Origin of the sequence: Brevibacillus sp. JNUCC-41, from assembly GCF_014844095.1 — a bacterium.
Classification (GTDB): domain Bacteria; phylum Bacillota; class Bacilli; order Bacillales; family DSM-1321; genus Peribacillus; species Peribacillus aracenensis.
On the sequence record NZ_CP062163.1, the window covers coordinates 2,413,825 to 2,439,688 of the forward strand.

At 42.2% G+C, this 25,864-nt stretch carries 22 protein-coding genes, 1 pseudogene and 1 riboswitch; of the genes and pseudogenes, 13 read left to right on the plus strand and 10 right to left on the minus strand.

Features of this window, described 5'->3' with window-relative positions; genetic code table 11:
• Positions 1–18 precede the first annotated feature (18 nt).
• Entirely contained in the window at positions 19–171 is a 153-nt protein-coding gene (locus JNUCC41_RS11835) for a hypothetical protein (protein ID WP_192207740.1), read from the minus strand.
• A 68-nt stretch (positions 172–239) separates the two neighbouring features.
• Here JNUCC41_RS11835 and JNUCC41_RS11840 point away from each other — a divergent pair, with 68 nt between their 5' ends.
• A complete protein-coding gene (locus tag JNUCC41_RS11840) occupies positions 240–845 on the plus strand; it encodes a uridine kinase family protein (RefSeq protein WP_192207741.1) in 606 nt (201 codons plus the stop codon).
• Between the two features lie 94 nt (positions 846–939).
• Positions 940–1,581: a 5,6-dimethylbenzimidazole synthase gene (gene bluB, locus JNUCC41_RS11845; protein ID WP_192207742.1), complete on the plus strand. Its 642-nt coding sequence runs from the start codon at positions 940–942 to the stop codon at positions 1,579–1,581.
• 180 nt (positions 1,582–1,761) lie between these two features.
• Here the strand turns inward: bluB and rpoN are convergent, their stop codons facing one another.
• Positions 1,762–3,123 (minus strand): RNA polymerase factor sigma-54, encoded by a 1,362-nt coding sequence (gene rpoN / locus JNUCC41_RS11850; RefSeq protein WP_192207743.1) that lies wholly within the window; start codon positions 3,121–3,123, stop codon positions 1,762–1,764.
• Positions 3,124–3,494: 371 nt separating this feature from the next.
• Between rpoN and JNUCC41_RS11855 the strand changes: the two genes are divergently transcribed.
• The 3 genes from JNUCC41_RS11855 (at position 3,495) to JNUCC41_RS11865 (ending at position 8,037) form a co-directional block, all read left to right on the plus strand.
• Positions 3,495–4,820: an aminotransferase family protein gene (locus JNUCC41_RS11855; RefSeq protein WP_192207744.1), complete on the plus strand. Its 1,326-nt coding sequence runs from the start codon at positions 3,495–3,497 to the stop codon at positions 4,818–4,820.
• An 18-nt stretch (positions 4,821–4,838) separates the two neighbouring features.
• Complete coding sequence (locus tag JNUCC41_RS11860) at positions 4,839–6,272, plus strand: aldehyde dehydrogenase family protein (RefSeq protein ID WP_192208138.1); 1,434 nt, start codon at positions 4,839–4,841, stop codon at positions 6,270–6,272.
• A 244-nt stretch (positions 6,273–6,516) separates the two neighbouring features.
• Positions 6,517–8,037: an aldehyde dehydrogenase family protein gene (locus tag JNUCC41_RS11865; RefSeq protein ID WP_192207745.1), complete on the plus strand. Its 1,521-nt coding sequence runs from the start codon at positions 6,517–6,519 to the stop codon at positions 8,035–8,037.
• A 145-nt stretch (positions 8,038–8,182) separates the two neighbouring features.
• Here the strand turns inward: JNUCC41_RS11865 and JNUCC41_RS11870 are convergent, their stop codons facing one another.
• Positions 8,183–10,231, minus strand: a complete 2,049-nt coding sequence (locus tag JNUCC41_RS11870; RefSeq protein WP_192207746.1) for a molybdopterin oxidoreductase family protein — start codon at positions 10,229–10,231, stop codon at positions 8,183–8,185.
• Positions 10,232–10,387: 156 nt separating this feature from the next.
• Between JNUCC41_RS11870 and putP the strand changes: the two genes are divergently transcribed.
• The 4 genes from putP (at position 10,388) to megL (ending at position 16,005) form a co-directional block, all read left to right on the plus strand.
• Positions 10,388–11,857 (plus strand): sodium/proline symporter PutP, encoded by a 1,470-nt coding sequence (gene putP / locus JNUCC41_RS11875; RefSeq protein WP_192207747.1) that lies wholly within the window; start codon positions 10,388–10,390, stop codon positions 11,855–11,857.
• Between the two features lie 162 nt (positions 11,858–12,019).
• A complete protein-coding gene (locus tag JNUCC41_RS11880) occupies positions 12,020–13,297 on the plus strand; it encodes an ATP-binding protein (protein ID WP_192207748.1) in 1,278 nt (425 codons plus the stop codon).
• A gap of 47 nt (positions 13,298–13,344) precedes the next feature.
• Positions 13,345–14,481: a DEAD/DEAH box helicase gene (locus tag JNUCC41_RS11885; RefSeq protein WP_192207749.1), complete on the plus strand. Its 1,137-nt coding sequence runs from the start codon at positions 13,345–13,347 to the stop codon at positions 14,479–14,481.
• 348 nt (positions 14,482–14,829) lie between these two features.
• Positions 14,830–16,005 carry a methionine gamma-lyase gene (megL, locus tag JNUCC41_RS11890; protein WP_192207750.1) on the plus strand — a complete coding sequence of 392 codons (1,176 nt, stop codon included), beginning with the start codon at positions 14,830–14,832 and terminating at the stop codon, positions 16,003–16,005.
• A 13-nt stretch (positions 16,006–16,018) separates the two neighbouring features.
• Here the strand turns inward: megL and JNUCC41_RS11895 are convergent, their stop codons facing one another.
• On the minus strand, positions 16,019–16,744 hold the full coding sequence (locus tag JNUCC41_RS11895) for a TspO/MBR family protein (RefSeq protein WP_192207751.1): 726 nt from the start codon (positions 16,742–16,744) through the stop codon (positions 16,019–16,021).
• Positions 16,745–16,946: 202 nt separating this feature from the next.
• Positions 16,947–17,077: riboswitch (FMN riboswitch) on the plus strand.
• Between the two features lie 146 nt (positions 17,078–17,223).
• On the opposite strand from JNUCC41_RS11895, the gene ribE reads away from it, so the two are divergent.
• The 4 genes and pseudogenes from ribE (at position 17,224) to JNUCC41_RS11915 (ending at position 20,512) form a co-directional block, all read left to right on the plus strand.
• Positions 17,224–17,862 (plus strand): riboflavin synthase, encoded by a 639-nt coding sequence (ribE, locus tag JNUCC41_RS11900; RefSeq protein ID WP_192207752.1) that lies wholly within the window; start codon positions 17,224–17,226, stop codon positions 17,860–17,862.
• A gap of 18 nt (positions 17,863–17,880) precedes the next feature.
• Positions 17,881–18,519 (plus strand): annotated as a pseudogene (gene ribB, locus JNUCC41_RS11905) (3,4-dihydroxy-2-butanone-4-phosphate synthase); the annotation flags it as partial.
• Positions 18,520–18,598: 79 nt separating this feature from the next.
• Positions 18,599–19,069, plus strand: coding sequence for a 6,7-dimethyl-8-ribityllumazine synthase (gene ribH / locus JNUCC41_RS11910; RefSeq protein WP_048685088.1), 471 nt, complete (start codon positions 18,599–18,601; stop codon positions 19,067–19,069).
• Positions 19,070–19,345: 276 nt separating this feature from the next.
• A complete protein-coding gene (locus tag JNUCC41_RS11915; protein ID WP_192207754.1) occupies positions 19,346–20,512 on the plus strand; it encodes a DHH family phosphoesterase in 1,167 nt (388 codons plus the stop codon).
• Between the two features lie 61 nt (positions 20,513–20,573).
• Here JNUCC41_RS11915 and JNUCC41_RS11920 read toward each other — a convergent pair whose 3' ends face one another.
• The 6 genes from JNUCC41_RS11920 to JNUCC41_RS11945 form a co-directional block, all read right to left on the minus strand.
• Entirely contained in the window at positions 20,574–21,440 is an 867-nt protein-coding gene (locus JNUCC41_RS11920; protein ID WP_192207755.1) for a YihY/virulence factor BrkB family protein, read from the minus strand.
• A gap of 460 nt (positions 21,441–21,900) precedes the next feature.
• Positions 21,901–23,127, minus strand: coding sequence for a cation:proton antiporter (locus JNUCC41_RS11925; RefSeq protein WP_098370480.1), 1,227 nt, complete (start codon positions 23,125–23,127; stop codon positions 21,901–21,903).
• A 6-nt stretch (positions 23,128–23,133) separates the two neighbouring features.
• Entirely contained in the window at positions 23,134–23,631 is a 498-nt protein-coding gene (locus tag JNUCC41_RS11930) for a cation:proton antiporter regulatory subunit (protein ID WP_098370481.1), read from the minus strand.
• A gap of 52 nt (positions 23,632–23,683) precedes the next feature.
• Positions 23,684–24,247, minus strand: coding sequence for a tyrosine-type recombinase/integrase (locus JNUCC41_RS11935; protein WP_063234693.1), 564 nt, complete (start codon positions 24,245–24,247; stop codon positions 23,684–23,686).
• A gap of 264 nt (positions 24,248–24,511) precedes the next feature.
• On the minus strand, positions 24,512–25,519 hold the full coding sequence (mreBH, locus tag JNUCC41_RS11940; RefSeq protein ID WP_192207756.1) for a rod-share determining protein MreBH: 1,008 nt from the start codon (positions 25,517–25,519) through the stop codon (positions 24,512–24,514).
• Positions 25,520–25,597: 78 nt separating this feature from the next.
• The gene (locus JNUCC41_RS11945) at positions 25,598–25,804 is read right to left on the minus strand and encodes a hypothetical protein (protein WP_192207757.1); all 207 of its coding nucleotides are present in this window, start codon (positions 25,802–25,804) and stop codon (positions 25,598–25,600) included.
• Positions 25,805–25,864 lie beyond the last annotated feature (60 nt).

The following is a 25,864-nucleotide window of genomic DNA, read 5'->3' on the forward strand; positions in this document are numbered from 1 at the left end:
GGATCGTCATCTGCCAATTCATTTTTTTTGGCAAATCCGAATTGGCAGCAAACTGCAGATGAGCCATTTTATTGCTGACTCGATATCGTCTTCGATCGTAAATCCGAATGGCGGATTCAATTCAATGGTCATTCGATAACATTGCCAGCACCTCCTTCCAGTTTTTTTCATTTTAATCCTCTCAAGGAAGGAATTTGAGGGAGGATGAATAGAAATAAAGTAGTATAGGAGGAATGCTCATGAATTTTCCAACACTTGCTGGACAGTATACAATTAGCAGTCTTATAGCTGAAATTCACGAAATTTCCAATAAACGATCTCCATATATATTGGCCATAGACGGACGGGGTGGATCTGGAAAAAGTACACTCGCTTCCCGTATCCAAGCTGAGTGTCCGGGTAGCGCGGTCGTTCATATGGACGATTTTTATTTGCCATCATCGAATAGGTTCCAACTGCCTCCATCCCAAAAGCAGATTGGTGCGGATTATGATTGGGAGCGGGTGTTTAATCAAATTATGAAACCGCTTATAAATGGACGGGAAGCAAGGTATCAAAGGTATGATTGGGAAACGGACACTTTGGCAGAATGGCATGATGTTCCTGCTGAAGGCCTTGTTATTATAGAAGGCACATATTCCATCCGTAAAGAATTGGCAGGGTACCATGATTTCACGATTTGGGTGGAATGTCCCCGTGATCAGCGTTTGAAACGGGGGCTTGAGCGGGATGGTGAAGAAACGCGGCAAATGTGGGAGGATAATTGGATGGTGCATGAAGACCTTTATGTGGGTGCGCAAAGGCCTCAAGAAAGAGCGGATCTTGTTGTGGACGGAACGAGCTGAATCCGTGGATTTCTGGAACTTGCTTTTAATTGTAAGGGTTTACCTATAAAATTATATGTATGTTTAAATAATGCCGGAAACTTGGGGGGAAACTATGTTTACTAATGAAGAACAAGCTGCCGTATATAAAGCCATTTATAACCGAAGGGATATCAGGAGTTTTTTGCCTAAGCCCATTTCAAAGGATATACTCCGCAGAATTTTGGATGCTGCACATCATGCGCCGTCTGTGGGATTCATGCAACCTTGGAGTTTCATCGTGATTTCATCTCAGGAAACCAAGACCAGTTTGGCATGGGCAGCGGATAAAGAAAGAAGGGCACTCGCCATTCATTATGAAGGCGATAAAGAAAATAAGTTTCTTAGTTTGAAAGTGGAAGGGTTAAAAGAAGCACCTTACACCATTTGTGTTACATGCGACCCGACACGGGGCGGCTCCCATGTTTTAGGGAGGAATTCCATTCCGGAAACGGATATCCTATCCACAGCCTGCGCGATTCAAAATATGTGGCTGGCTGCCTGTGCGGAAGGATTGGCAATGGGATGGGTAAGCTTTTATAAGAAAAATGATATTCGTGATATTTTGGAGATTCCGCCGCATGTAGAACCCGTCGCACTCTTGTCGATTGGCTATACGGATCAATATCCGGATAAACCCATTCTTGAACTTGCTAATTGGGAAAAAAGAAGGCCGATGGATGAACTTATTTTCAAAGATAAATGGGGTAATAAATAAAACGATATATTATGATTCTAGCCCCTGTATCAGGGGTTTTTTGTTTAGAGTCATGACTTTTTTACAAAAAATAGAAGTGGAGCAATGGAAAAATAGAGGACCCTTACGATGGATACATCTTTAGTAAGAGTCTTTTAAAATGCGTCATTCCGTAATATGGACACAAAATTTGGTTTGATTTTAAAATCTGCGCCGTTTTGAAGATCCCGGTATACCGAGATCTTCACGATATTTTGCAATAGTGCGGCGGGAAATCTTCATCCCTTCATTTTCGAATATTTGACAAAGTTTCTGATCTGAAAAAGGCTTTATCTTATCTTCAGCGGCAATCAAGACCTTTATTTTTTCTTTGATGGTGGTCGTTGATTCGGTTGCTTGGCTGTTCACGCTATTAACCCCTCTAGTAAAGAAGTTCCTAAGTTTAAAGAGGCCATGCGGCGTCTGGATATATTTATTGCTCGTCGCCCTGCTGATTGTTGATTCATGAACCTGAAGTTTTTCCGAAATGTCTTTCAGTGTCATAGGCTTTAACCCCGTAATTCCCTTCATGAAAAACTCTTGCTGCTCGTCCACTATTGCCGCTGCCACTTTGTAAAGAGTCATTTGCCTTTGTTCGAGCCCTTTTAAAAGTAATTGGGCATCATTTATGTGCCCTTTTATATAATCTTTAGCTGGATTGACAGGATTCAGAGCGATGTGGTCCTTGTAGATAGGACTGATGGAAAGCTTAGGTGTGCAGCTATCATTGACCGTTATCAGAAAACCTTCTTTTTCTTTTTCCACGTAAACGTCCGGAATGATGTAATGAGTCAAATCATTGGAAAAGTGACTGATGGGACGCGGGTTTAACGTACGGATGAAATCCGCCGCTTCTTGTACTTCCTGAATGGTCACTTTGTATAGGGCGGCAATTTTTCTGTAGCGTTTTTCTGCTATGTCCGTTAAGTGCTTTCCAACGATCTTATACGCCAGTTCATTGCAATTCTCATGCTCACGCAGCTGAATGAGTAAGCAATCGCTCAGATCTTTAGCGCCGACTCCAATCGGGTCAAGGGATTGCAAAACTTGAATCATTTTTTCTATTTCTTCGACGGACACGGAAAAATGCGAGGCAGTCCAATTGGCATCCAATTCAAGAAACCCATATTCATTTAAGTTTCCAATTAAAAATTTGAGAACCTTCCTTTCAATTGCTTTCAACGAACTGAGTAAACTCAACTGTTCCAGCAAATGGCTTTCCAGTGTTTCTGTGTTGATTGAATAATTGTTGATAGGGTTGTAATCATTGTCTCCGTTGAAACTTTTACTTTTAGAGGACCGTTTCAGAGAATTTATTTTAGATATACGAATGCTGGATTCAGAAAGTGATGCGAGGGGGTCTTCAAAGCTTATTTCAAGAACGGGATTTTCGTAAGCCTGTCGGTTTAGGAAATCTATTAGTTCATGGGTCGAATATTGAAGGATCTTTATCGATTGCTGTAATTCAGGGGTTAATGACAATTTCAAGGTTTGTTTTTGGTACAGTTCAAATCCTACCTGCATATATATCAACTTCTTTCGTTTAGATTAACATGGCGGCTCAAGAGGGATGGAAAAATATTAACATGATAATAATACAAATCTTCCGAAAATTCAACGTTTTGTGTCAGGTTTTATAACATCAACTGAGGGACTTGTAATTTAGTATTTATTATTTATTCTAATGAATGGGCGTTGGGTGATTCGAATACGAATCGAATGATTTATATATGAATCAAAGCAACCTCCTAATGATTTATATGTGAATCGTTTTAACTTGAATACCTTTAATATAAGGCACATATAATTTGGCATGCATCTTGCAATATCTAAATATATAAATAAAAAATAAACTAGCTTGAAAAAATCCACTACAAGAGAAGGGTGTTTTTTACATGATAAAAGAAACGACGGGTATTCAGGAATTAATCGATTTGGATAAAAAGCATTTTATTCATCCGACTACGGCAATCGAGCAACAGCAGGCAGATGGTCCAAGTTTCATCTTTAAGGAAGGGAAGGGAATATATCTTACGGATGTCACGGGCAGGACTGTAATTGATGGCATGGCTTCACTTTGGAATGTGAATATTGGACATGGACAAGAAGAGTTGGCTGAAGTCGCGAAGGAACAAATGACGAAGCTAGCTTTCACCTCAAGTTTCGCCACTTTCAGCAATGAGCCGGCAATCCGGTTGGCGGCCAAAATCGCTTCCATTGCACCTGGGGATCTGAATGCGGTTTTCTTCACTTCAGGTGGATCGGAGTCGAATGATACGGCCATTAAACTTGCTCGTCATTACTGGCTTTTGAAAGGGCAGCCTAATCGTCAAAAAATCATTTCCCGCTCGAAATCCTATCATGGAGTGGCAATGGGAGCTACAAGTGCGACTGGACTGAAGCCGTTCCGAGACTTCACGAATTCAATCGCACCGGATTTTTACCATGTGGACGGTTCTTCGATTGAGGAGTTGCGTAAGGTCATAGAACAGGAAGGGCCGGAAACGATTGCAGCATTTATTGCTGAACCGATTCAAGGTGCTGGTGGCGTGAACCTTCCTCCAGAAGGCTATTTTAAGGAAGTAAGAGAGATTTGTAATGAATACGGCATTTTAATGGTGACGGATGAAGTCATAACAGGTTTCGGAAGAACAGGGACTTATTTTGGGATTGAACACTTTGGTGTTGTACCTGATATGATGTGCTTCGCAAAAGGTGTGACGAGCGGATATGCACAGTTAGGCGGGGTCGTCCTGAATGATAAGATGCATCAGGATTTCATTGCCCTTTCAAAAGGCACGCTTTTACACGGCTACACATACAGTGGCCATCCTATGGCATGTGCGGTTGCTTTGAAAAATATTGAAATAATTGAACGTGAAAATTTGATAGAAAACTCGAAACAGCGTGGTGAAGAGTTGCTTGCCGGCTTTAAGAAGCTTCAAAGCAAACACCCGATTATTGGTGATGTCAGGGCACTTGGATTAATTGGAGGCATCTCCATCGTAAAGGACAAACAAACAGGCGAAGGCTTTGAAACACAGCTTGCTCCAAGACTGGTTGCAGAAGCGGCAAAGAATGGTTTGATTTGCCGGTCTGTTACGTTTGACCAAGATACACTCGTATTCGCACCGCCTTTAATCATTACTAAATCGGAAGTCGAAAGAATAATTGAAATCCTTGATGAGACATTTACTGCTGTCGAAAAAGAAATTTTATAAGAGGTGAAAGTGATGGTCATGACGGAAACACTGAAAAAGAAACTATTCATTAATGGTAAATGGCAAGAAGCTGAAAAGTTCACGACACTAAAGTCTCCCTATAGCGGGGAAGTTCTGGCGGAGATTCCTTCTGCAAGCCTAGAAGATGTAGAGTTGGCAATAGAATCAGCCTACCAAGCTAGAAAAACAATGGCAGCTTTACCTAGTCATAAACGCGCTGCAATACTTGAAAAACTTGCAAGCCTTTTGGAGAGCCGCAAAGATGAGGCAGCTGAAATTATTGCTAAAGAGGCAGCGAAACCGATCAAAACGGCAATGGTTGAAGTATCCCGGACAATTGCCACATATAAATTTGCAGCAGAGGAAGCAAAAAGGATTCATGGGGAAACATTGACGATGGATGCTACAGCTGACGGAGAAGGAAGGATAGGATACACAGTCCGTGAGCCACTAGGCGTTGTGGGTGCGATTACCCCTTTTAATTTTCCGATGAACTTGGTTGCCCATAAAGTAGGCCCGGCCATTGCTGCCGGAAATACACTTGTCCTGAAACCTGCGAGCCAAACACCGCTATCTTCGCTATTTCTTGCTGAACTATTAGCCGAAACTGATTTGCCGGCAGGTGCGTTTAATTTAATTACCGGAAGCGGTTCGGTTATTGGTGATAAATTAGTCACCGATTCACGGGTGAAGAGCATTTCATTTACTGGAAGTCCGGCTGTCGGAATCGGAATCCGTAATAAGGCAGGATTAAAGAAAGTGAGTCTTGAACTAGGTTCGAATGCGGCTGTCATCGTTGATAAAGGGATCAATATCGATAAAATCATTCAACGCTGTGTATCGGCAGCATTCGCTTTTCAAGGGCAGGTCTGTATTTCCTTACAGCGCGCATATGTTCATGAAGAGGTATATGATGAGTTTGTCAAAAAATTCATAGAAGCAACGAATGGCTTGAAACTAGGAGATTCTTTGGACCCGTCTGTGGACATTTCGGCATTAATCAGTGCTGGTGATGTACAGCGAAGCCTGGATTGGATTGGTGAAGCTAAACAACACGGTGCGATCGTTGCTGCAGGAGGTAAATCTGAAGGAAATATCCTGCATCCGACTGTGTTGCTGGAGGTGGATGCAATGCTTAAGGTATCTTGCCAGGAAGTCTTCGCTCCCATTGTTTTGATCAATAAGGTTTCTTCTGTTGAGGAAGCGATTGACTTGGTCAACGATTCCGAGTTCGGATTGCAGGCCGGGATTTACACGGAAAATATCAATCTGGCTCTTTCTGCCGCAGAAAAGTTGGAAGTCGGCGGTGTTATCATTAACGATATCCCAACTTACCGTGTCGACAACATGCCGTATGGCGGAGTCAAAAAAAGCGGGACGGGCCGCGAAGGGTTAAAATATGCCATTGAAGAAATGACGGAAATGAAACTGATCATTATTAACCGAAATTAATCAGAAAAGAGGTGAGCATCTGCTCATCTCTTTTTTTTGAGCTGAATTTTTCTATGTATCTTGATAGAGGTTAAGATGAAGGATTTCTCATAGGTTATGCAAAAATGAATAGGTAATTCACGATTGAATTTAAATGAGACAGGAAAGAGTAAAAAAACGTGTGTTACCTATTATTTCAAGCTGGCATGAATCTTGCTCATATCTTATATATAGGTAGATAACTTAAAACCGAGGAGGAATTTATATGCAGGAAACTTTGCAAAATAATACGAAAAAAGAAGGAACGGGAGCACTGGACTTAAAGATGTTCATCAATGGGGAATGGGTGAATTCGACTTCAGGGGAGAAGAGGGACGTATTGAATCCGGCTACGGGGGAAATTATTGCCAAAGCTGCGGAAGGAACACAGGAAGATGTGGATGCAGCGGTCGAGGCAGCAAAATATGCTTTCTATGAAGGTGGTTGGTGGGGAACTCCTGCAGTGGAAAGAGCTCGCATTTTATTCAAAATAGCCGACAAAATAGAAGAAAAAGCTGAAGAATTAGCTGCGTTGGAAACATTGGATAATGGGAAACCATTGCGTGAGGCTCGTTATGATATAGCAGATTCAGCAGCCTGTTTTAGATATTATGCAGGATTGGCTACTAAACCGACTGGTCAAACTTTTGAAGTTCCTGACGGTCAGCAAGCGATGGTCGTAAGGGAACCGATCGGTGTATGCGGGCAGATCGTACCATGGAATTTTCCGCTAATGATGTCAGCGTGGAAACTCGCCCCGGCGCTTGCTGCAGGGAATTCCGTTGTGTTCAAACCATCTGAGATCACCCCTGTGACAGCGGTCAAACTATTCGAAATCATGGATGAAGTCGGATTGCCAAAAGGTGTCGCAAACCTTGTGTTAGGAGCAGGCCCAGTTGTCGGACAAGCCATTGCCGAACATGAGGAAATCGATAAAGTGGCCTTTACAGGAGGAACGGCAACAGGACGTAAGATCATGGAGGCATCACTTGGTAACCTAAAGAAAGTGACATTGGAGCTCGGCGGGAAATCTCCTAATATCGTATTTGCGGACTCTGACTTTGAGACGGCTGTTGATTATGCTCTATACGGGATTTTCTGCAATCAAGGACAAGTGTGTTCAGCAGGCTCTCGTTTACTGTTGGAAGAGTCCATATACGATCAGTTCATTGCAAGTCTTACTGCGAAGGCGAAAAAGATCAAAGTAGGTTCAGGTTCTGATGAAAGCAGCCAGATGGGACCTATCGTTTCAGAAGCCCATATGAACAAAATATTATCGTATATCCAAATCGGAAAAGAAGAAGGTGCCAAAATAATCGTCGGTGGAAATCGAATGAAAGAAGAAGGCTTGGATAAAGGTTACTTTGTCGAACCTACTATTTTTGTTGATACGACACCGGACATGCGGATTGTGCAGGAAGAAATTTTTGGACCGGTGCTTGTCGTTCAAAAGTTCAAGGATGAAGCGGAAGCACTTCGACTGGCAAATGATACGAAATATGGTTTAGCGGGAGCGGTGTTCACGAATGATATCGCAAAGGCGTACCGTGTCATTAAAAAAGTGCGTGCCGGCATCACGTGGATAAACTCATATCATCCGACTTATAACGAAGCTCCGTGGGGAGGATTCAAGCAAAGCGGAAATGGACGCGAACTGGGAACTTTCGGTTATGAGGCTTACACTGAAGTGAAGCAAATCAATAACAACTTGGATATCCAGCCAACAGGCTGGTTTGATGAAGAATAAATGGCTTGACGAAAAGGCTGTTCCTTGTGGAACAGCCTTTTTTTGTGGAAGCGCAGATAAATATCAAAAATCGGAGATATAACTCCGAAAATCGCAGATAAAATGCCGGAAGCGCAGATATATTCAAAGATTGCTATACATTGATTTACTTTTGGTGGACTTTTTCAAGATCAACCCGTCCCGAAAAGAAAACGGCGCCATTACCCATATCTGAGAGGCGATCTGGGGTAAGGGAATTGATGTGCTGTTTTGTTTCAGGTGTATTCTGCCACAAGCCTTGGCTGACAAGAACGCCTGGTAACACATTTTCACCGGGAGCAGCGGTAAGTAAACATTCACCGCGATCGTTCCAGATTTTAACCATATCTCCAGAGGATATTCCCATTGTTTTGGCATCGGCGGCATTCATGTGCAGCTTCGGTTCCTTTTCCAAGGAGATATGTTTGGCATTATTCGAAAAGGTTGAATTCAAGAAATTGTGATTAGGTGCCGGAATGAATAAAAATGGCAGGTCGCTGTCTTTTATGATTGGCGTATATGTTGGCAAAGGCTCGTATCCATCCTGCTTCATCCGTTCGGAATAAAGTTCGATTTTACCGCTTGGTGTCGGGAGTTTTCCTGGGAACATCGGCTGCATCTTGGCTTTAACAAATTGATTCCTTGAAAGGGAGTCATAGGTGATGCCTTCTAAATGAGGGTTTTCGGAAAAATCCAGCGCCTGACGTATCATATCTTCCTCTGAATCTCTAAATGCTTGTTCCCCAAATCCCATTCCAGCAGCTAACAGTTTGAACAGTTCAACATTCGATTTCGACTCGCCATATTTTTCAACTACAGGTTTTTGTATTTGCACGTAATTATGCCAGTATGAATTATAAAAATCCTCCGTTTCATAAGATGATGTGGCAGGGAGGACGAGGTCGGCAAACATGGCCGTTTCGGTTAAGAATAGATCATGTACAACTGTGAATAGATCTTCCCGCATTAGGCCTTCCTGCACCTTATTAGCATTCGGAGCGACAAGTGCAGGGTTGGATCCGTATACAAACATGGAGCGAATCGGGTTTTCTTTTTCCAGAAGTGCTTGACCGATTTGGTTCATATTAATGGTCCGGGTAGCTTTATTATGCAATAAATCAGGACGTCTCAAGGCATTTGTATTAAAAGCCAGATATCCAGAATTCCCTTTGATGGCTCCGCCGCCTTCGGTCATCCATTGGCCGGTAAGTGCAGGCAGGCAGGCAATGGTACGTACCGCCATGCCGCCATTGTCATGGTGCTGCAGGCCATTGCCTATCCGAACGAATGATGGACTTATGGTGCCATACATCCTGGCTAATTCATATAAGTCTTCAATTGGAACGCCAGTGATCGCGGAGACGGTCGCAGGGTCATATTGGCGGACGTGTTCCCGCAATTCGGCAGCACCCACTGTGTATTCATCGAGAAAGGGCTGGTCGACTAGATTCTCAGCATATAGTATATACATCAATCCGAGGGCAAGCGCACTATCGGTGCCAGGCAGAATCGGAATGAACCAATCTGCCCACCTGCCGGTTTGGTTTTTATGTACGTCAATGACAACTACTTTGGCCCCGTTTTTTCGGGCTTGCTGGGCAAGCGTTACTTGGTGCATATTTGTGCTCACAGCGTTAATGCCCCACATGATGAAAAGCTTTGTATGAATCGTTTCTTCTGGATCGATGCCGAATGAACCACCCATTGTATAGTTGTATCCGACTGAGCCTGCCGCGTTACATATGGAACGCTCGAGCATGCTTGCACCGAGTTTGTGGAAAAAACGGCGATCCATCCCCTCAGCACTGAGGTTGCCCATGTTTCCGTAAAAGCTGTAGGGAAGTATGCTTTCCGGTCCGTGCATTTCAATCAGGTCTTTCCATTTGGAAGTGATTTTGTCAATGGCCTCTTCCCAGCTGATTGGAGCAAATTTCCCTTCTCCTTTCGGACCGATGCGCTTTAATGGCTGTTTTAAGCGATTGGGGTCATATAGGCGGGCAGTCATGTTTCGGACTTTGTTGCAAATATTCCCTTTTGTGACTGGATGATCAGGATCCCCTTGAACTTTAATGATTTTCCCGTTTTTCTTGTGCAACAGTAAACCGCATTGATCAGGACAGTCTAGAGAGCAAACAGAGGGAAAGACTCCATCTGGTTGATTGATATAGGATTGCATGGCGTATTCCTCCTAATAATTTAATCTAATAAAATGAATTTTCTTAATTATATTGAAAGTGAAATCGTTCAAAGGTGCAAGAACTTCTTAACATATGTTTTTTTTTCTGATAAGCTTACAAGATGAAAATTAACCTATAAATAGGAGGATTCATTTTTGGATTATGGAATTATAATATCAATAGGAATATACATGGCAGGCATGCTGTTAATTGGTTATTTTGCTTATCGGAAAACGGCCAACTTAACCGATTACATGCTTGGCGGCCGGAACTTGGGCCCGGCTGTAACTGCATTAAGTGCAGGGGCTTCCGATATGAGCGGCTGGCTGTTGATGGGTCTTCCCGGTGCTATGTACATAAGCGGGTTAAGTGCTGGCTGGATTGTCATCGGCCTGTGTACGGGATCTTATTTAAACTGGTTATTCGTGGCACCAAGACTTCGGACATACACGGAAGTGGCCGGGAATTCGATTACGATTCCGGACTTTTTGGGAAATCGGTTTAAAGATGGCTCCAGGGTCTTAAAAGTGGTATCAGCATCGGTCATTTTAATTTTCTTCACCTTTTACACATCTTCAGGCATGGTAGCGGGCGGTGAGCTTTTCCGCTCAGCTTTCAATTTGGATTATCGGTGGGGCATCTGGCTGACGGCGAGCGTTGTTATTCTTTATACATTATTTGGCGGATTCCTGGCTGTTAGCTGGACCGACTTCGTACAAGGGACAATTATGTTCATCGCCTTAATTCTAGTACCAGTTGTCACGATTGTAAATATTGGTGGCTGGGACCCTACCTTCAATGAAATAAAATCGATCAACCCGAATTTATTGCATGTCTTTGAAGGAACATCAACCATTGGAATCATATCTCTTCTGGCATGGGGGCTTGGTTATTTCGGGCAGCCTCATATTATCGTTCGATTCATGGCGGTTTCATCTGTTAAAGAATTGAAAAGTGCACGCCGGATCGGTATGAGCTGGATGATTTTTGCTATCGTCGGAGCGATGTTCACCGGATTGGTGGGGATAGCTTATTTTAACCTGGCAAATAGCCCTTTAGGGGAAAAAAATGCTGAGTCCGTATTCATCATTTTATCTAAAGAACTGTTTCCTTCTTTAATTACAGGCTTCTTGTTGGCTGCTATTTTAGCAGCGGTCATGAGTACGATTGCATCACAGCTGTTAGTATCGGCAAGTGCTTTGACCGATGATTTCTATAAGCAGTTCATTCGGCCGAATGCATCTGATAAGGAATTAGTGCTGGTAGGTCGGTTTGGTGTGTTGGCGATTTCCGCCATTGCCCTATTATTGGCTTTTAATCCAAGCGGCACGATCCTTAAATTGGTGGGTTATGCATGGGCTGGCTTTGGAGCGGCCTTCGGTCCTGTCATTCTGTTAAGCCTGTACTGGAAACGGATGACGAAATGGGGAGCCCTGGCGGGAATGATTGTCGGTACGGCAACCGTGATCATCTGGGATATGATCGATAAGTTCGCTGAAGTATACGAAATCATTCCTGGATTCATCGCTGGTTCAATAGCGGTAGTCGTTTTCAGCTTATTATCGGCCAAGCCTACAAAAGATATAGAAGAAGAATTCAATCAAGCCATTAAGAACCTCTCTTGATCATTGAAGGTCGTTAAAATGGTGCTGTTTTTTTTAGCTATATAAAACAATGAATGTAATATATATGGTACAATACCGATAGAGTCCTTATGTTGAAAACATGAGGGCTTTTTTTGAGTGATTTGGGAATAATAAACCAAAAAACAATACAAAGGAAAAAATATGAACCAATCTCATAAAATTGCATGTAAAGTGGCTTTTATATATATAATCATTGGGGTCTTATGGATTTTCGTTACGGATTACATCTCTATGACACAGGCAAGGGCAGATGTTCAGAGATATGCAATGTTTCAACATTCGAAAGGGTGGATGTTCATTTTCATAACCGGGATTTTCCTATACTTCATAATCAGGTATTGGACGGGGAAAATGTTAAGGTCCCAGCAGGAATTCGTTCTGAAGGATGAACAGTATCGGTCGCTGTTCAAGCATAACCCGGATTGTGTCCTCGAGCTGGATCTCGAAGGAAATGTCGTTTCGATAAACCCTGAAGCTGAAAAACTATTAGGTCATAACAGTGACAATTTGAAAGGCAAGAATGCGAATCATCTCCTCAACTGGAATGAAAGTGATAAAGTATCTTTATTCTTTAAAAGGTCCCTTCAAGGGGAGGCTGTAAAATTCGAAACGACCATCCAGAATGGCAGTGATGAAGAGCGGATAATCCGTGTAACCTTTTTACCGATCATCGTTCACACGGAAATGCTTGGTGTATATGCAATCGTTCGGGATATTACTGAATTGCGGCGCGAAGAGGAATTGATGATCATGTCTGAAAAGCTATCTGTAATCGGACATCTGGCTGCAGCGGTCGCACATGAGATACGGAATCCCCTGACATCGTTAAAAGGATTCGTACAGTTAATGGATATGACGCAGGAGGTGAACCCGCTGCATTCTGATATCATGTTGAAGGAAATTGACCGAATTAATATTATCTCAAGTGAACTTTTGATTCTTGGGAAGAAACAGGATGTAGCATACCGCAGGATCGATCTTGCCGACAGTTTACAACAGGTATTCACGTTGATGAAAGCGGAAACGAATTTGAATAATATCGAAATGGGGTTCAGCGTTAAAACCGCCGAACCGATCTATATTATGGCTGATCCAATTGAAATTAAACAGTTGATAATCAATATCGTCAAGAACAGCATTGAAGCGATTGAGGATAATGGGAAAATTGATATATCGCTGCAAACCGTCGATGGACAAGCAATGGTCAGCGTGAGTGATAATGGAATGGGAATGGTGCCGGAGCGTCTTGAACGGATTGGTGAGCCTTTTTATTCGACGAAAGAAAAGGGCACAGGGATCGGGCTAGCAATTTGCCGGAAAATCGTTCATCGGCTTCACGGGGAAATGCATTTTGAAAGTGAGGTAAACAAAGGGACGACGGTTACAATTCGTATTCCATTGGCTACTGGACAAGAATAAATGGTACTATGAAAGATAGGAAAAGTTATATTTTAAAGGAGAAAGATATGAGCGAATTACCTGAATTAGTGAACGATAGAAAAGCATATATACAAGAGGTCTGGAAAAAGTCCGGATTCGGGCAACTTACCCCGATTCAAACGAAAGCGATACCGGTGATTGTCGAGGGAAAAGACATCATGGCCGAATCACCGACTGGTACGGGAAAAACATTAGCATATTTACTGCCATTGCTAGAAAAGGTAGACCCTGAAAAGAAATCGCCACAAGCTTTGATTTTGGCATCATCACGAGAACTGGTCATGCAAATCAATGAAGAGATTCGCATTTGGTCAGAGGGAAGCGGCATTACGGGTGCAGCATTCATCGGCGGTGCAAATGTGAAAAGGCAGTTGGACAAACTGAAGAAGCGTCCCCAGGTGATTGCTGGAACACCGGGGCGTATTTACGAATTGATTGCCCAAAAGAAATTGAAGATGCATGAAGTTAAGACGATAGTACTTGATGAAGGTGACCAATTGATCACTCCAGAGCATATGGGAACGATCAATAATATTATCAAAACAACGCTAAAAGACCGGCAAATCATGGTATTTTCAGCGACCTTGCCGGAGGAAACGGAAAAAGCGGCCCGGGGATTCATGAATGAACCCGTAATGATCAAGGTAGATAAGCATGAAAAAATGGAATCAAAGGTGGACCATCTTTACTTTGTTGTTGAGAGACGGGAAAAGTCCAAGATTCTCGAGAAAATCACAAGAATTAAAGATGTGAAGGCCCTTGCATTCCTGAATGATATAGCAGAGCTGAGCGTCCTACATGAAAAGCTGAGCTATAAAGGTATTGAAATGGGCGTGCTTCATGGTGAATCCAATAAAGTCGACAGGGAGAAAGCGTTGCGGAAGCTTCGTTCGGGAAAATCCCCAATGCTGATAGCAACGGATGTAGCGGCAAGGGGGCTTGATATTAAAGGCCTTACTGCTGTCGTTCATATTGATATGGCCGACAACATCGAACAATATATCCATAGATCTGGGAGAACTGGTCGTGCAGGTGCAGATGGCACTGTCATTTCAATCGTAACGGAAAGAGAAGAGCGAGAGTTGAAAAAAATGGCCCGTGAACTGGAGATTCCATTAACGAGAGTAACCTTCTATGGTGGAAACATTGTAGTAGATGAATGATACGAAAAAAGGGACAGCCATGGCGGCTGTCTTTTTTTTTCGCAAATGCCCGCTAAGATATAAAAATTAAAAAGTTGCTCATTGTGCAGAATTCCCAGTAGAAAAGTGTCTGTTATTGCTGAATAAATTGAACCATGGATGCCTCGGCAAATGGGCCGTTCAAAAAGAAATGATCCAATAAGGATCAGGATATTATCACCTAAAAGCATTTGATATTATAAAAATTGGATTGTGAAATGATTCTAAATTCAGGAGTTCATTAATGGGGGATAAAGATGCATGAAAACGCTTCCTTTATATGGTTTTTTGACATATGATAGCAATAGACATAGGTTAGGAGGAGACGGTATGACAGGAAAGTATAAACAGTTTGAAACGGCAGTCATCCATGAAGGATATGACTCGAAGAAGCATTTAGGAAGCTTGGCAACACCCTTATTCCAAACCTCAACATTCACTTTCGAAAATGCCGAGCAGGGGGAAAGGCGTTTTGCCGGTATGGAAGATGGATATATTTATTCTCGCCTTGGGAATCCAACGGTACAAGTACTTGAAGAAAAGATTGCCGCTTTGGAAGGAGGGGAAGCTGGCCTTGCTTTCGGTTCAGGTATGGCTGCCGTTTCAGCAGTGCTTTTTGCGTTAACAAAAACAGATGACCACATCCTGTGCTCACAGGGGCTATATGGTTGTACATTTGGCCTCCTTCAGCTAATGAAAAATAAATACCGCATCACACATGATTTTTGTGAAATGGATTCAGAAGAACAGGTAAGGAAAATGATCCGGCCGGAAACGACCTGCATATATGTGGAGACCCCTATCAATCCGACGATGAAAATGATTGACTTACAGATGGTGGTGAGAGTTGCGAAGGAATATAATGTGACGGTCGTAGTCGATAATACGTTTGCGACTCCCTACCTACAGAGACCGCTTGAATATGGCTGTGATATCGTCCTTCATAGCGCTACGAAATATCTTTGCGGGCATGGTGATGTCGTTGCAGGCCTTGTCGTCGGTAAGAAGGAATTCATGAATCAAGTAGCCGGGACTACACAGAAGGATATCGGTGGAATCATTTCACCATTCGATGCCTGGTTACTATTACGGGGGCTGAAGACCTTGCCTGTCAGGATGGACCGTCATTCGGCCAATGCAATGGCAATCTTTCAAGAACTTAAGAAACATCCAAAGGTGAAAAAGGTATATTATCCAGGTGATGTAGCTTCACCGGATCATTATATAATGCAAAAACAAATGAAACATGGCGGCGGCCTTATCTCTTTCGAACTGCATGGCACAAAACAGGATGCACAGGAATTCCTCAATAAATTGAAACTTATCAAAATTGCCGTAAGTCTAGGTGATGCTGAAACATTGATCCAGCATCCCGCTACCATGACGCACTCTGCCGTTCCTGAAGATTCACGGGAACAAATGGGCATCAGTGACCAGCTGGTCCGTCTCTCAGTTGGCCTTGAGGCTTGGGAGGATATCTGGCAAGATCTTCAGCAAGCATTTTAGGGTAACATATACCTTATTTGTTCTTCCTATTTTGAATGAAGATGGTGATGGATACGATAAAAGTGATGGCAGCCAGGATATAAGAAATGTCTGTGATTATCGGATAGGCGTCGCTATTTCGTATCCCGATGCCTATGAATGCCCAAACGAATACGAGAGGATAGCACCAATCCCGGTTTTTACCTGCAAAGACAAAGGCCAAGGCTGTTGCTGCAATCAGCAGGACGATCGTCCAGGTTATACGGGAAGCTCCAAAACCGTCCCATTTGATATAGGTGAGGTAATAAGAAATGTCAGCTATGGTTGCAACACTTACCCAGCCTGTATATACGGAAAACGGAAATAGGTCAAAAGTATCATGATCCACTTTTTTCATTTTTGTATATATGACCATTAAAGTAGCCAATAGAGCAATGATAATGAATACGGATAACAAAAAGCGTTCATAGTGCCAAGCCAAAAGCCAAGCGCCATTCAAGACACAGCTTAAAGCAAACCAAGGATAGGATGCCTTATATGCAGGGCTCTTTTGATTTAAAAACTGCCTGAATACCCAGATGGCGAGCAGGAAATAGATCAAGCCCCATATGGAAAATACATAACCGGCAGGAGTGAAAAGGACATCCAGTTTATCGGAAATCTCTCCTGATGTTTGGCCGTTCAATGGCAGGAAATTGGCTAAAAAATTCATCGTGACGACAAATAGATAGAAAATCAAGTTAATGATGGAAATAATCATCGGCTTCCTCCTTGTATGAATGGTGATCCTTCTAACCTTATTCCACATATTCAGCCTGGTTAACCTTTTCGGAGCACATCGGGGGTACTTGGAGACATTTTTCCATAAAAAGAGGAAGTTCCTGTAACAATGGAACCATTTAAGGTTAGAAATTTTACTTCTTCACTTTATGGTGATAAAATATTCAAAGATTCATATTATTTTAGTCCTTCGGGGTCGGGTGAAAATCCCAACCGGCGGTGATGAAGAAATTCTAAGCCCGCGAGCCTGATAAAGGCAGGATTTGGTGAGATTCCAAAGCCGACAGTACAGTCTGGATGGGAGAAGGACGTGTGGAACCCAAGTGTATACGTATGCCTAATTTTTCGAAAATGAAAATATTAGGCTTTTTAGGTATACAATTTTTTTCACTCATTTCTCCTGCTAACTCCTTAGGTCATCCTATGGGGTTTTTTATATTTTATAAAAGGGGGAAAAACATGTTTACGGGAATCATTGAGGATATCGGTACCGTGCATTCCTTAAAAAAAGGAAAAAGCAGTATGGAGTTATCGATTCGTTCTGAAAAAATCCTTGAAGATGTGCAACTGGGGGATAGCATTTCAGTCAACGGGGTCTGCTTAACGGTAACATCCTTCACGAAAAGTTTGTTTACGGTCGACGTGATGCCGGAAACGGTCAAAGCTTCCACGATCCGGACATTGAAATTGGGATCACCTGTTAATCTCGAACGAGCAATGAGTGCACAGGGGAGGTTTGGCGGTCATTTTGTTTCAGGTCATATCGACGGAACCGGAACGATCATAAAAAAAGAACGGAAAGAAAATGCCGTATATTATGTAATCCAATTGGATGAAGGGCTTAGTACCTTCTGCATTCCAAAAGGTTCCGTGGCCATTGATGGAACAAGCTTGACGATATTTGGGATCGAAAGGAACCTTTTGACTGTATCACTGATTCCATTGACTCATCAGGACACCATATTGGGACAAAAAGCGGCTGGCGATATCGTTAACATCGAAAACGACATGATAGGGAAATATATAATACATCAAATGAAAAATGGCAATCCGAAACCAGGACTGAATTTAGAGTTTTTGGCAGAGCATGGATTCTAATAAAAGGGCGGTGTAATGATGTTCCATACAATAGAAGAGGCAATAGAAGATTTGAAGGCTGGCAAGGTAGTAATCGTATCCGATGATGAAGACCGTGAAAATGAAGGGGATTTTGTAGTGTTGGCCGAAAAGGCGACACCGGAAGCGATTAATTTCATGGCGACCCATGGACGTGGTTTGATTTGTACCACCATCACTGAAGAACTGGCAGCGAAATTGAAACTGCATCCTATGGTAGGTGAAAATACCGACCATCATGGCACTGCTTTTACGGTAAGTGTCGATCATAAAAGCACCTCTACAGGAATCAGTGCTTTTGAACGGTCCTTGACCATCCTTGAACTTCTAAATGAAGATTCTGTCGCTGAAGATTTCCAAAGGCCTGGTCACACTTTTCCGATAGTCGCTAAAGAAGGCGGCGTATTAAGTAGGGCAGGACATACGGAGGCATCGGTGGACTTGGCAAAGTTATGCGGTGCCGCTCCAGCTGGTGTCATTTGTGAAATCATGAATGAAGATGGGTCAATGGCCCGCGTATCCGATTTAGAAGTCATCGCTGATAAATTTAACCTGAAATTCATTACGATAGCCGATTTGATTCGGTATCTTGAACAAAATGATTCAATTGGGAAACAGGAACTTGAACTGAACATCCCTAAAGCTTGAATGATTATTAGAAATTAAATCTTAACGTGAAAGAAATGATATTGTTTTTTAAAATTAGGAGGAATTAGACATGGGGAAAACTATTGAAGCACAATTAATCGGATCAGGATTGAAAGTCGGAATCGTGGTAGGAAGATTTAATGAGTTTATCACAAGCAAGCTTTTAGGAGGGGCATTGGATGGCCTTAAGCGTCATGGCGTTGATGAGAATGATGTTGACATCGCGTGGGTCCCGGGTGCATTTGAACTACCGTTAATTGCTAAGAAACTTGTGAATACAGGTAAATATGATGCTGTAATCGGTCTTGGAACGGTAATCAGGGGTGCCACTTCACATTATGATTATGTCTGCAACGAAGCAGCTAAAGGCATGGCTTCCGTTTCATTGGAAACAGGTGTACCGGTTATCTTCGGTTTGCTGACAACTGAGAATATTGAACAAGCCATTGAACGTGCAGGAACAAAATCAGGTAACAAAGGATATGAAGCTGCGGTTAGTGCCATTGAAATGGCCAACCTTGGAAAATTAATCGAACAATGATTTCACATAAGGAAGCCACAGGGAATAACATTCCTGTGGCTTTTTTTAGTTGTCCAGTTGGAAATACCTTTATTTCAGAGTAATGTGTTTTTGAGTATGAATCATGGAAAATAAAGAACAATTAGGGAATTTCAAAAAAAAAAAACGAACAAAAGCATCACGTAATGGAAGCATGATAAAATATGCGGATATGATTATGCTACAATTGTAAAGATTGCAATTGAAATTCATGACTTTAGGGAAAAGTAATTTTATTAGTTATTAGGAGGGGTTTGTGTGTACCATCTCTTTACACATAATGATTTAGATGGAGTCGGCTGCGGCATTGTAGCTAAGCTGGCATTCGGAGAAGATGTAGTGGTCAGTTATAATTCAATTGGGCGCCTTAACCAGAATGTAGGAGCATTTCTTGAGCAGGCTAAGATTGAAGATAAATTGATTGTTACTGATCTATCGGTTGATGAAGATAACGAAAAAATGATTACTCAGTTTGTGGAAGATGGAGGAAAGGCACTGCTGATTGATCATCATAAGTCAGCACTGCATTTGAACGAACATGATTGGGCATCTGTAACTGTCGAACAGGAAGATGGTAAACAGACGGCAGCGACATCTCTATTCTATCAGTATGCAGTTGAAAATAAATTGCTGGAACCTTCAAGCATTGTCGCTGAATTCGTTGAATTGGTTCGTCAATACGATACTTGGGAATGGGAAGTCAATAAAAATACGACGGCAAAACGATTGAATGACCTGTTTTTCATGATTCCGATAGAGGAATTCGAAATGAAAATCGCAAATAAGCTGTCCACGGCTGAAAGCTTTACTTTTGACGAAGTGGAGCAAACCCTTCTTAATGTTGAAGAGAGTCGAGTAGATCGGTACATAAACAGGAAAAAAAGAGAAGTCTATCAGGCTACGGTCGGTCCCCATACAGCTGGTGTGGTCCATGCAGAGTCATACCACTCGGAATTGGGTAATGAACTGTCGAAAGAGTTCTCGCATCTGGATTATATAGCCATTCTGATGGTAGGAAGTAAGAGAATCAGCTTCCGGACAATCCACGATGATATAGATGTTTCTGAGGTTGCCGGCAAGTACGATGGGGGCGGTCACCAAAAAGCCGCCGGTTGCACCATGTCCGAAAAGGCATATAGCCAATATGTTGAAAAGACCTTTCATGCCGAGCCCCTTAAACGAGACGCACATAAGAATCAATTGAATGTAAAGGAGTCCCCAGAGGGTTGCCTATATTCAACGAGGGACAAACAGGACATATTCATCTATGAAGATGAAGAAGAGGAATGGATTGTTGAAATCAACGGAAAACAACAGAAAAAAACATTCGATACTTTTGCGGAAGCGGAAAAATACATGAAGCGGAAACACGCTGCATGGCTGGCCCATGATGAAAGGTATGAAGAGTTCGTCAATAAAGGTTGAATAAGAAAGCGGCTGTCCGAATGGGACAGCCGCTTTTCAATCTTCCATTGTCATTCATGATTTACCTTTTAAGCGGGACAGGATGCACGATCGTGCGGGACTGTTTTTTCGGAATGGAATTTTGGCGATGTAGAATTGCATTGATTTCACCGCCGATTACAAAAATCAGACCACTCAAATACAGCCATAGCATCAAGATGATCACGCCTCCCAAACTGCCGTAAGTGGAAGAGTAGTTGGAAAAGTTACTGACATAGAATGAAAATCCAAGTGATATTCCCAGCCAAAGTACAGTTGCGGTCACTGCCCCTGGGATGACATGTTTAATGGGAAAACTTTTATTCGGTGCAAAGCGATATAAAAAGGCCAGGACAAGTGAGATGACCACAACCGCAATGACCCACCGTAATAAGCTGAATAATATTTGCGTTTCCTCAGGGATCGGAATGACCTGCTGTAATAAATCGATGATGACTTTTCCGAAGACGGGGAGACCCAACATGACGATGAATGCTACAACCAGGCCTAATGTCAATACAATGGAAATGATGCGGGCTTTGATGAAATTCCTTGTTTCTTCTACATCATAGGCGATATTCATGGAATGGATGAACGCATTCATTCCGTTGGAAGCTGACCAAATGGTCCCAAGGAAACCAAAAGTCAGTAAGCCGCCGTTCCGTTCAGATAATATGTTGATGATATTTTTCTCGACGACTTCCATCGTTTCCGCAGGCATGAAGGTTTTTAACGTGTCAAGGGCTGTCTGAATATCGATGTTCAGATAAGGTAATATGGACAGAAGTAAAATGAGCAAAGGGAATAGTGCCAGTAAATAGTAATAAGCTTGTTCTGCCGCCAGCCCTGTAATACGATCTTCCTTTATTTCTTTAATCAGCTTCTTTGAAAATTTTATCGACTTATTCATCTGGGCATCACTCCTGAATAGTTACTTAGGTTATCTCTTCTTTTCCCTCTGGTCATGTAAGTTAATCCTCAAAACAAAAGAAATTGAAAGTTCTAATCGGCGCACTTGTAGAAGCTTGTGATAATGACATAACCTCATAATAACCAAAAACAAATTTGGGGAGAGGAAAATCTATTTTAAATGCACCAGTAAAGTGCAAAATCAGAATGATGGAGCTGAAGAAATGGCAATCCAAGGATGATCGACTTTAGCCTATTTTTATGACACTCTTTTTTGGGGGATTTTACAGTTAACTAACTGTAAATAGGTGCTGTTGATACTTCAAGCCTATGAATAATATAGTTAAACACTACTACTAGGTGATTTTATGCCTTCTTTATAACAAGTATAATAATTATGATAGCAAGTTATGGAAGGTAAACAGAAAAAAGGCCAGACATCAATGTCTGGCCTTTTTTCTCTATTGCACTTCTTTTCCCTGTTCCTTTTGAACCTTCGGAGGGGTCCATTTGAAGACTTTATTTAGGATATTATAGATGTGTTTGGATTCCTTGGTCAGGATAGGTCCAAGAATCGCTAAGGTCAACACATATAATGCAGCAAACGGGGTGAGTATAGGCATTAAACCGCCTGCAATGCCTAAGTTGGCTAAAATGATGGAGAATTCGCCGCGTGAAACGATTGTTAAACCGATGTTTGCGGAAGCTCTGTGAGATAAACCGGATTTGCGTCCGGCAATCATACCAGCTGCAAAGTTACCGATTATGGTGATGATGACTGCTCCAAGAACCATCCAGACTGCTCCCCCAAGGGTCGTCGGATCGATACTCAAGCCAAAGCTGAAGAAGAATATGGCCCCGAAGAAGTCTCTAAAGGGAATGACAAGTTTTTCAATCCTGTCGCTATGTTCCGTTTCCGAAAAGACTAGGCCGAGCAATAATGCACCAATGGCTTCTGCAACATGAATCGTCTCCGAGAAACCTGCAATGAAGAATAGTAACGCGAACACGACAATGATAAATATCTCATCTGAGGTTATATTGAATAATTTATTCAATACCCCAGAAGCCTTCCGGGCAATAACGAAGAATATCAGCATATACCCGATCGCGATAAATGTAGAAAGTAATGTTCCCCAAACGGAACCAGAAGAGCTTAATACCAATCCGGATACGACTGATAAATAAACAGCGAGGAAGATATCTTCAAACATGATAATACCAAGGATTAGCTCCGTTTCATTGTTACCGGTCCTTTTAAGGTCCACAAGTACCTTTGCCACAATGGCACTTGATGAAAAGCTGATAATCCCTGTTAGTATCAGCACCTCTTTTAATGGGAGTCCGAGCAGGAAACCGTACAGCAAGGCCATTCCCACGTTGATTAAAATGTAATAGGTTCCGCCTGTCACGATATTCTTCCCGGACTTCATGAGTTTTTTTACGGAAAATTCAAGCCCTAGGTAAAACAGAAGGAATAAAATACCGACACGGCCAAGGAAGGCAATGATTTCATCACTTTCAATGAAACGCAGGTCAATTAATCCGAAGTGCGGGGCATGGGGGCCAACAAGCATCCCGATGATAATTAATAGTGGAACATTTGATATTTTGAATTTACCTGCTACGAGAGCGGCTAATGCCACTAGAAGTAGGGCAGTTCCCACTTCAAAGACTAAATGGTCCATATGAGCTTAGTCACTCCTTTCGTCAGTCAATAATTCTCTTGTCAAGTTACGGATATCTTTTCTTTCACCGGATATCACAAGAGTGTCGCCTGTTTCAATGATGGAGTCAGGACCAGGATTACTCAATTGTTTTTTTCCTTTTTTAGAATGGGCGATGACGGTCACGTTATAATTACTCCTGATATCAATCGAACCGATCGTTTGATTGATGGCCTTTGAACCTGGTTCGACTTTGAACCATTCAATCACCAAGTCACCCAATGACATTTCAATTGTTTCAAGTGCTTGTGGTTTATAAACCATACCGCCTATGATGGAAGCCATTTGCCGGGATTCCTGATCGTTAAGGGTGATGCTCGATATGACGTCCTCATGTTCATTATCAAAATGGTATAATTCCCGACGGCCGTCATCGTGAATGACGATTACTAACTTTTCATCATTTCTCGTTATGATTTCGAATTTTTGGCCAATACCAGGAAGTTCACTTTCTCTAATTCTCACTGGAATTCCTCCTTAAAATGTTGGTTAGAGTTAAAAGAAGATAGCAGGATGTTTATAAGTTAACGTCAATATTCGTTTTGAATTTCTTCTCCTTGGATATGCCGATGTACTTTAATGTCTCCGATGGACTGGAATGATGGTAATGCTTCTGTATCAAGGCCAGTGAAACTCCTTGTTTATAGGCATGGTAGCCAAAAGTTTTACGCATCGAACTTGCTCCGAATTTGCCTGTCAGCCCTGCACCTTCCACTGCATCATGGATGATTCGGTGCGCCTGTTGACGTGTTATCGGCTTTTTTGTCTTAGGGGAAAGAAATAAAAATTGACCTTCGATAACCTTAGAGCCTTTAAGGTATTCTTGTAACGCGGTACGGACTTTCAGATTCAAATAAATTTGATTGACTTCGTCATTTTCCGTCCGTTGTTCATAGAACTCCTTGATTTTTCCCGTTTCATCCAGAACGCTGGCCACGGTGATTTCAAGCATTTCATTTATCTTCATACCTGTATTGATGCCGAGTACAAACAATAAATAATCCCGACTGGAGTGAGCGCGTAGGTATGTTTTTATTTTGCTGATTTGGTTGATATCCTTAAAGGCTTCTACATATTCCATAAATCTTCTCCTCTTGCTAATGTAACATAATTACATTATAACACAAGTTATGTAACATTGCATACATTTAGTCCTGAGGTGATTTCTATCCAAACAGTAATGCATGCTATCGAACGTAAAAAAACCTTTTCTTTATTCTCTGCTCAAACGAGGTGAATTATTTCAGGGAAGTTATTTAATGTGGAGATTACTGTTTGCATCATCGAGGATATCAGTCTGGAATGATAAAAAAAAGAAACCCCAAGTTGGGGTTTCCTCATCTTTTTAGTACACGGCTTTTTGTAGTTTGTGAATGACCTCAAGTGAAAGCCCGGTTCCGATGGCAACTGATTCAAGCGGGTTATCTGCAAGTTGGACTGGGACGACAATTTCATTCGTCAGCCATTCTTGTATCCCGTTGAGAAGTGCACCCCCGCCGGATAAGATGACACCTTGATCGACGATATCCCCGCTCAATTCAGGAGGACAATCTTCCAAAGTGGCCCTAATTGCTTCCAGTATATGAAGAAGCGATTCCTGAATGGCTTCCTGGACGTCAGTGGATGATATTGTAATCGGCTTTGGAAGACCCGTTACAAGATCGCGGCCCCTGACTTCCATGCTGATCGCGGAATGTTTAACGAGTGCGTAGCCGATTTCTTTTTTTATTTCCTCGGCTGTTCTTTCCCCAATCAGCACATTATGTTTTTTTCTAACATATTGGCTGATATCTTCATCCAATTGATCTCCGCCAATTCTGATTGAATTGCAAGAAACGACGCCGCCATAAGAGATGATCGCGACCTCAGTCGTTCCGCCGCCGATATCAACGATGACATTGGCAACAGGCTCTTCGACAGGCAGGCCCGCACCTATTGCAGCTGCTACTGGTTCCTCGATCAGGTGGACCTGTTTCGCTCCGCAGCTTTTGACTGCATCCTGAATGGCCCTTCTCTCAACTGATGTGGAACCTGATGGTGTACAGACCACTACACTAGGTTTGCGAATCGATAAACCTAGGGCCTTACTTGCTTTTTTCATGATTTCCCGAAGCATTTGCGCGGTTACATTAAAATCCGCAATGACACCATCCTTAAGCGGACGGATTGCCACGATATTTCCGGGTGTTTTCCCGATCATGTTTTTTGCATCCACACCGACTGCCAATACTTTATTAGTCTCTATATCAATGGCCACCACAGATGGCTCATTAAATACGATTCCTTTATTTTTACTGTAAACTAGCGTATTTGCAGTCCCTAAGTCAATGCCTATTTCTGTATTTGATAACATTTAGTCACCCCTCCATAAGAGTTTGACCCCCTATATACTCATTCTACCTTTTATTGCGAGTTTGTGGGGGTGGGAAATCTAGTAAATGGTGGAATTGCCATGCCGTTTCTTTTCAGAGAGCGAAAAATGATTTAAATATAAAAATGCACTGGCGATGGCAAGCAAGCGGATAACGGCAAATGTCCAATTGTAACCAATCCACTGATATCGTAAAGGCTGATGGCGCCAACATTCTGCTATTGTAAATAGTGACCCTTCATATGTACCGTTCTTAATATATTTCACATAGCGCACCTCGCTTCAGTCGAAAACAAGCATGGGTGGCAGCTTTGAATCAGCTTATTT

Coding starts and splice junctions, on each gene's coding strand:
- rpoN (WP_192207743.1), bottom strand. CDS start 3,123: ATGCAGGTAGGATTTGAACTGTACCAAAAACAAACCTTGAAATTGTCA.
- JNUCC41_RS11920 (WP_192207755.1), bottom strand. CDS start 21,440: ATGAATAAGTCGATAAAATTTTCAAAGAAGCTGATTAAAGAAATAAAG.
- megL (WP_192207750.1), top strand. CDS start 14,830: ATGACAGGAAAGTATAAACAGTTTGAAACGGCAGTCATCCATGAAGGA.
- bluB (WP_192207742.1), top strand. CDS start 940: ATGTTTACTAATGAAGAACAAGCTGCCGTATATAAAGCCATTTATAAC.
- ribE (WP_192207752.1), top strand. CDS start 17,224: ATGTTTACGGGAATCATTGAGGATATCGGTACCGTGCATTCCTTAAAA.
- JNUCC41_RS11855 (WP_192207744.1), top strand. CDS start 3,495: ATGATAAAAGAAACGACGGGTATTCAGGAATTAATCGATTTGGATAAA.
- JNUCC41_RS11840 (WP_192207741.1), top strand. CDS start 240: ATGAATTTTCCAACACTTGCTGGACAGTATACAATTAGCAGTCTTATA.
- JNUCC41_RS11935 (WP_063234693.1), bottom strand. CDS start 24,247: ATGGAATATGTAGAAGCCTTTAAGGATATCAACCAAATCAGCAAAATA.
- JNUCC41_RS11885 (WP_192207749.1), top strand. CDS start 13,345: ATGAGCGAATTACCTGAATTAGTGAACGATAGAAAAGCATATATACAA.
- JNUCC41_RS11880 (WP_192207748.1), top strand. CDS start 12,020: ATGAACCAATCTCATAAAATTGCATGTAAAGTGGCTTTTATATATATA.
- mreBH (WP_192207756.1), bottom strand. CDS start 25,519: ATGTTATCAAATACAGAAATAGGCATTGACTTAGGGACTGCAAATACG.
- ribH (WP_048685088.1), top strand. CDS start 18,599: ATGGGGAAAACTATTGAAGCACAATTAATCGGATCAGGATTGAAAGTC.
- JNUCC41_RS11835 (WP_192207740.1), bottom strand. CDS start 171: ATGAAAAAAACTGGAAGGAGGTGCTGGCAATGTTATCGAATGACCATT.
- JNUCC41_RS11895 (WP_192207751.1), bottom strand. CDS start 16,744: ATGATTATTTCCATCATTAACTTGATTTTCTATCTATTTGTCGTCACG.
- JNUCC41_RS11865 (WP_192207745.1), top strand. CDS start 6,517: ATGCAGGAAACTTTGCAAAATAATACGAAAAAAGAAGGAACGGGAGCA.
- JNUCC41_RS11860 (WP_192208138.1), top strand. CDS start 4,839: ATGACGGAAACACTGAAAAAGAAACTATTCATTAATGGTAAATGGCAA.
- JNUCC41_RS11870 (WP_192207746.1), bottom strand. CDS start 10,231: ATGCAATCCTATATCAATCAACCAGATGGAGTCTTTCCCTCTGTTTGC.
- JNUCC41_RS11925 (WP_098370480.1), bottom strand. CDS start 23,127: ATGGACCATTTAGTCTTTGAAGTGGGAACTGCCCTACTTCTAGTGGCA.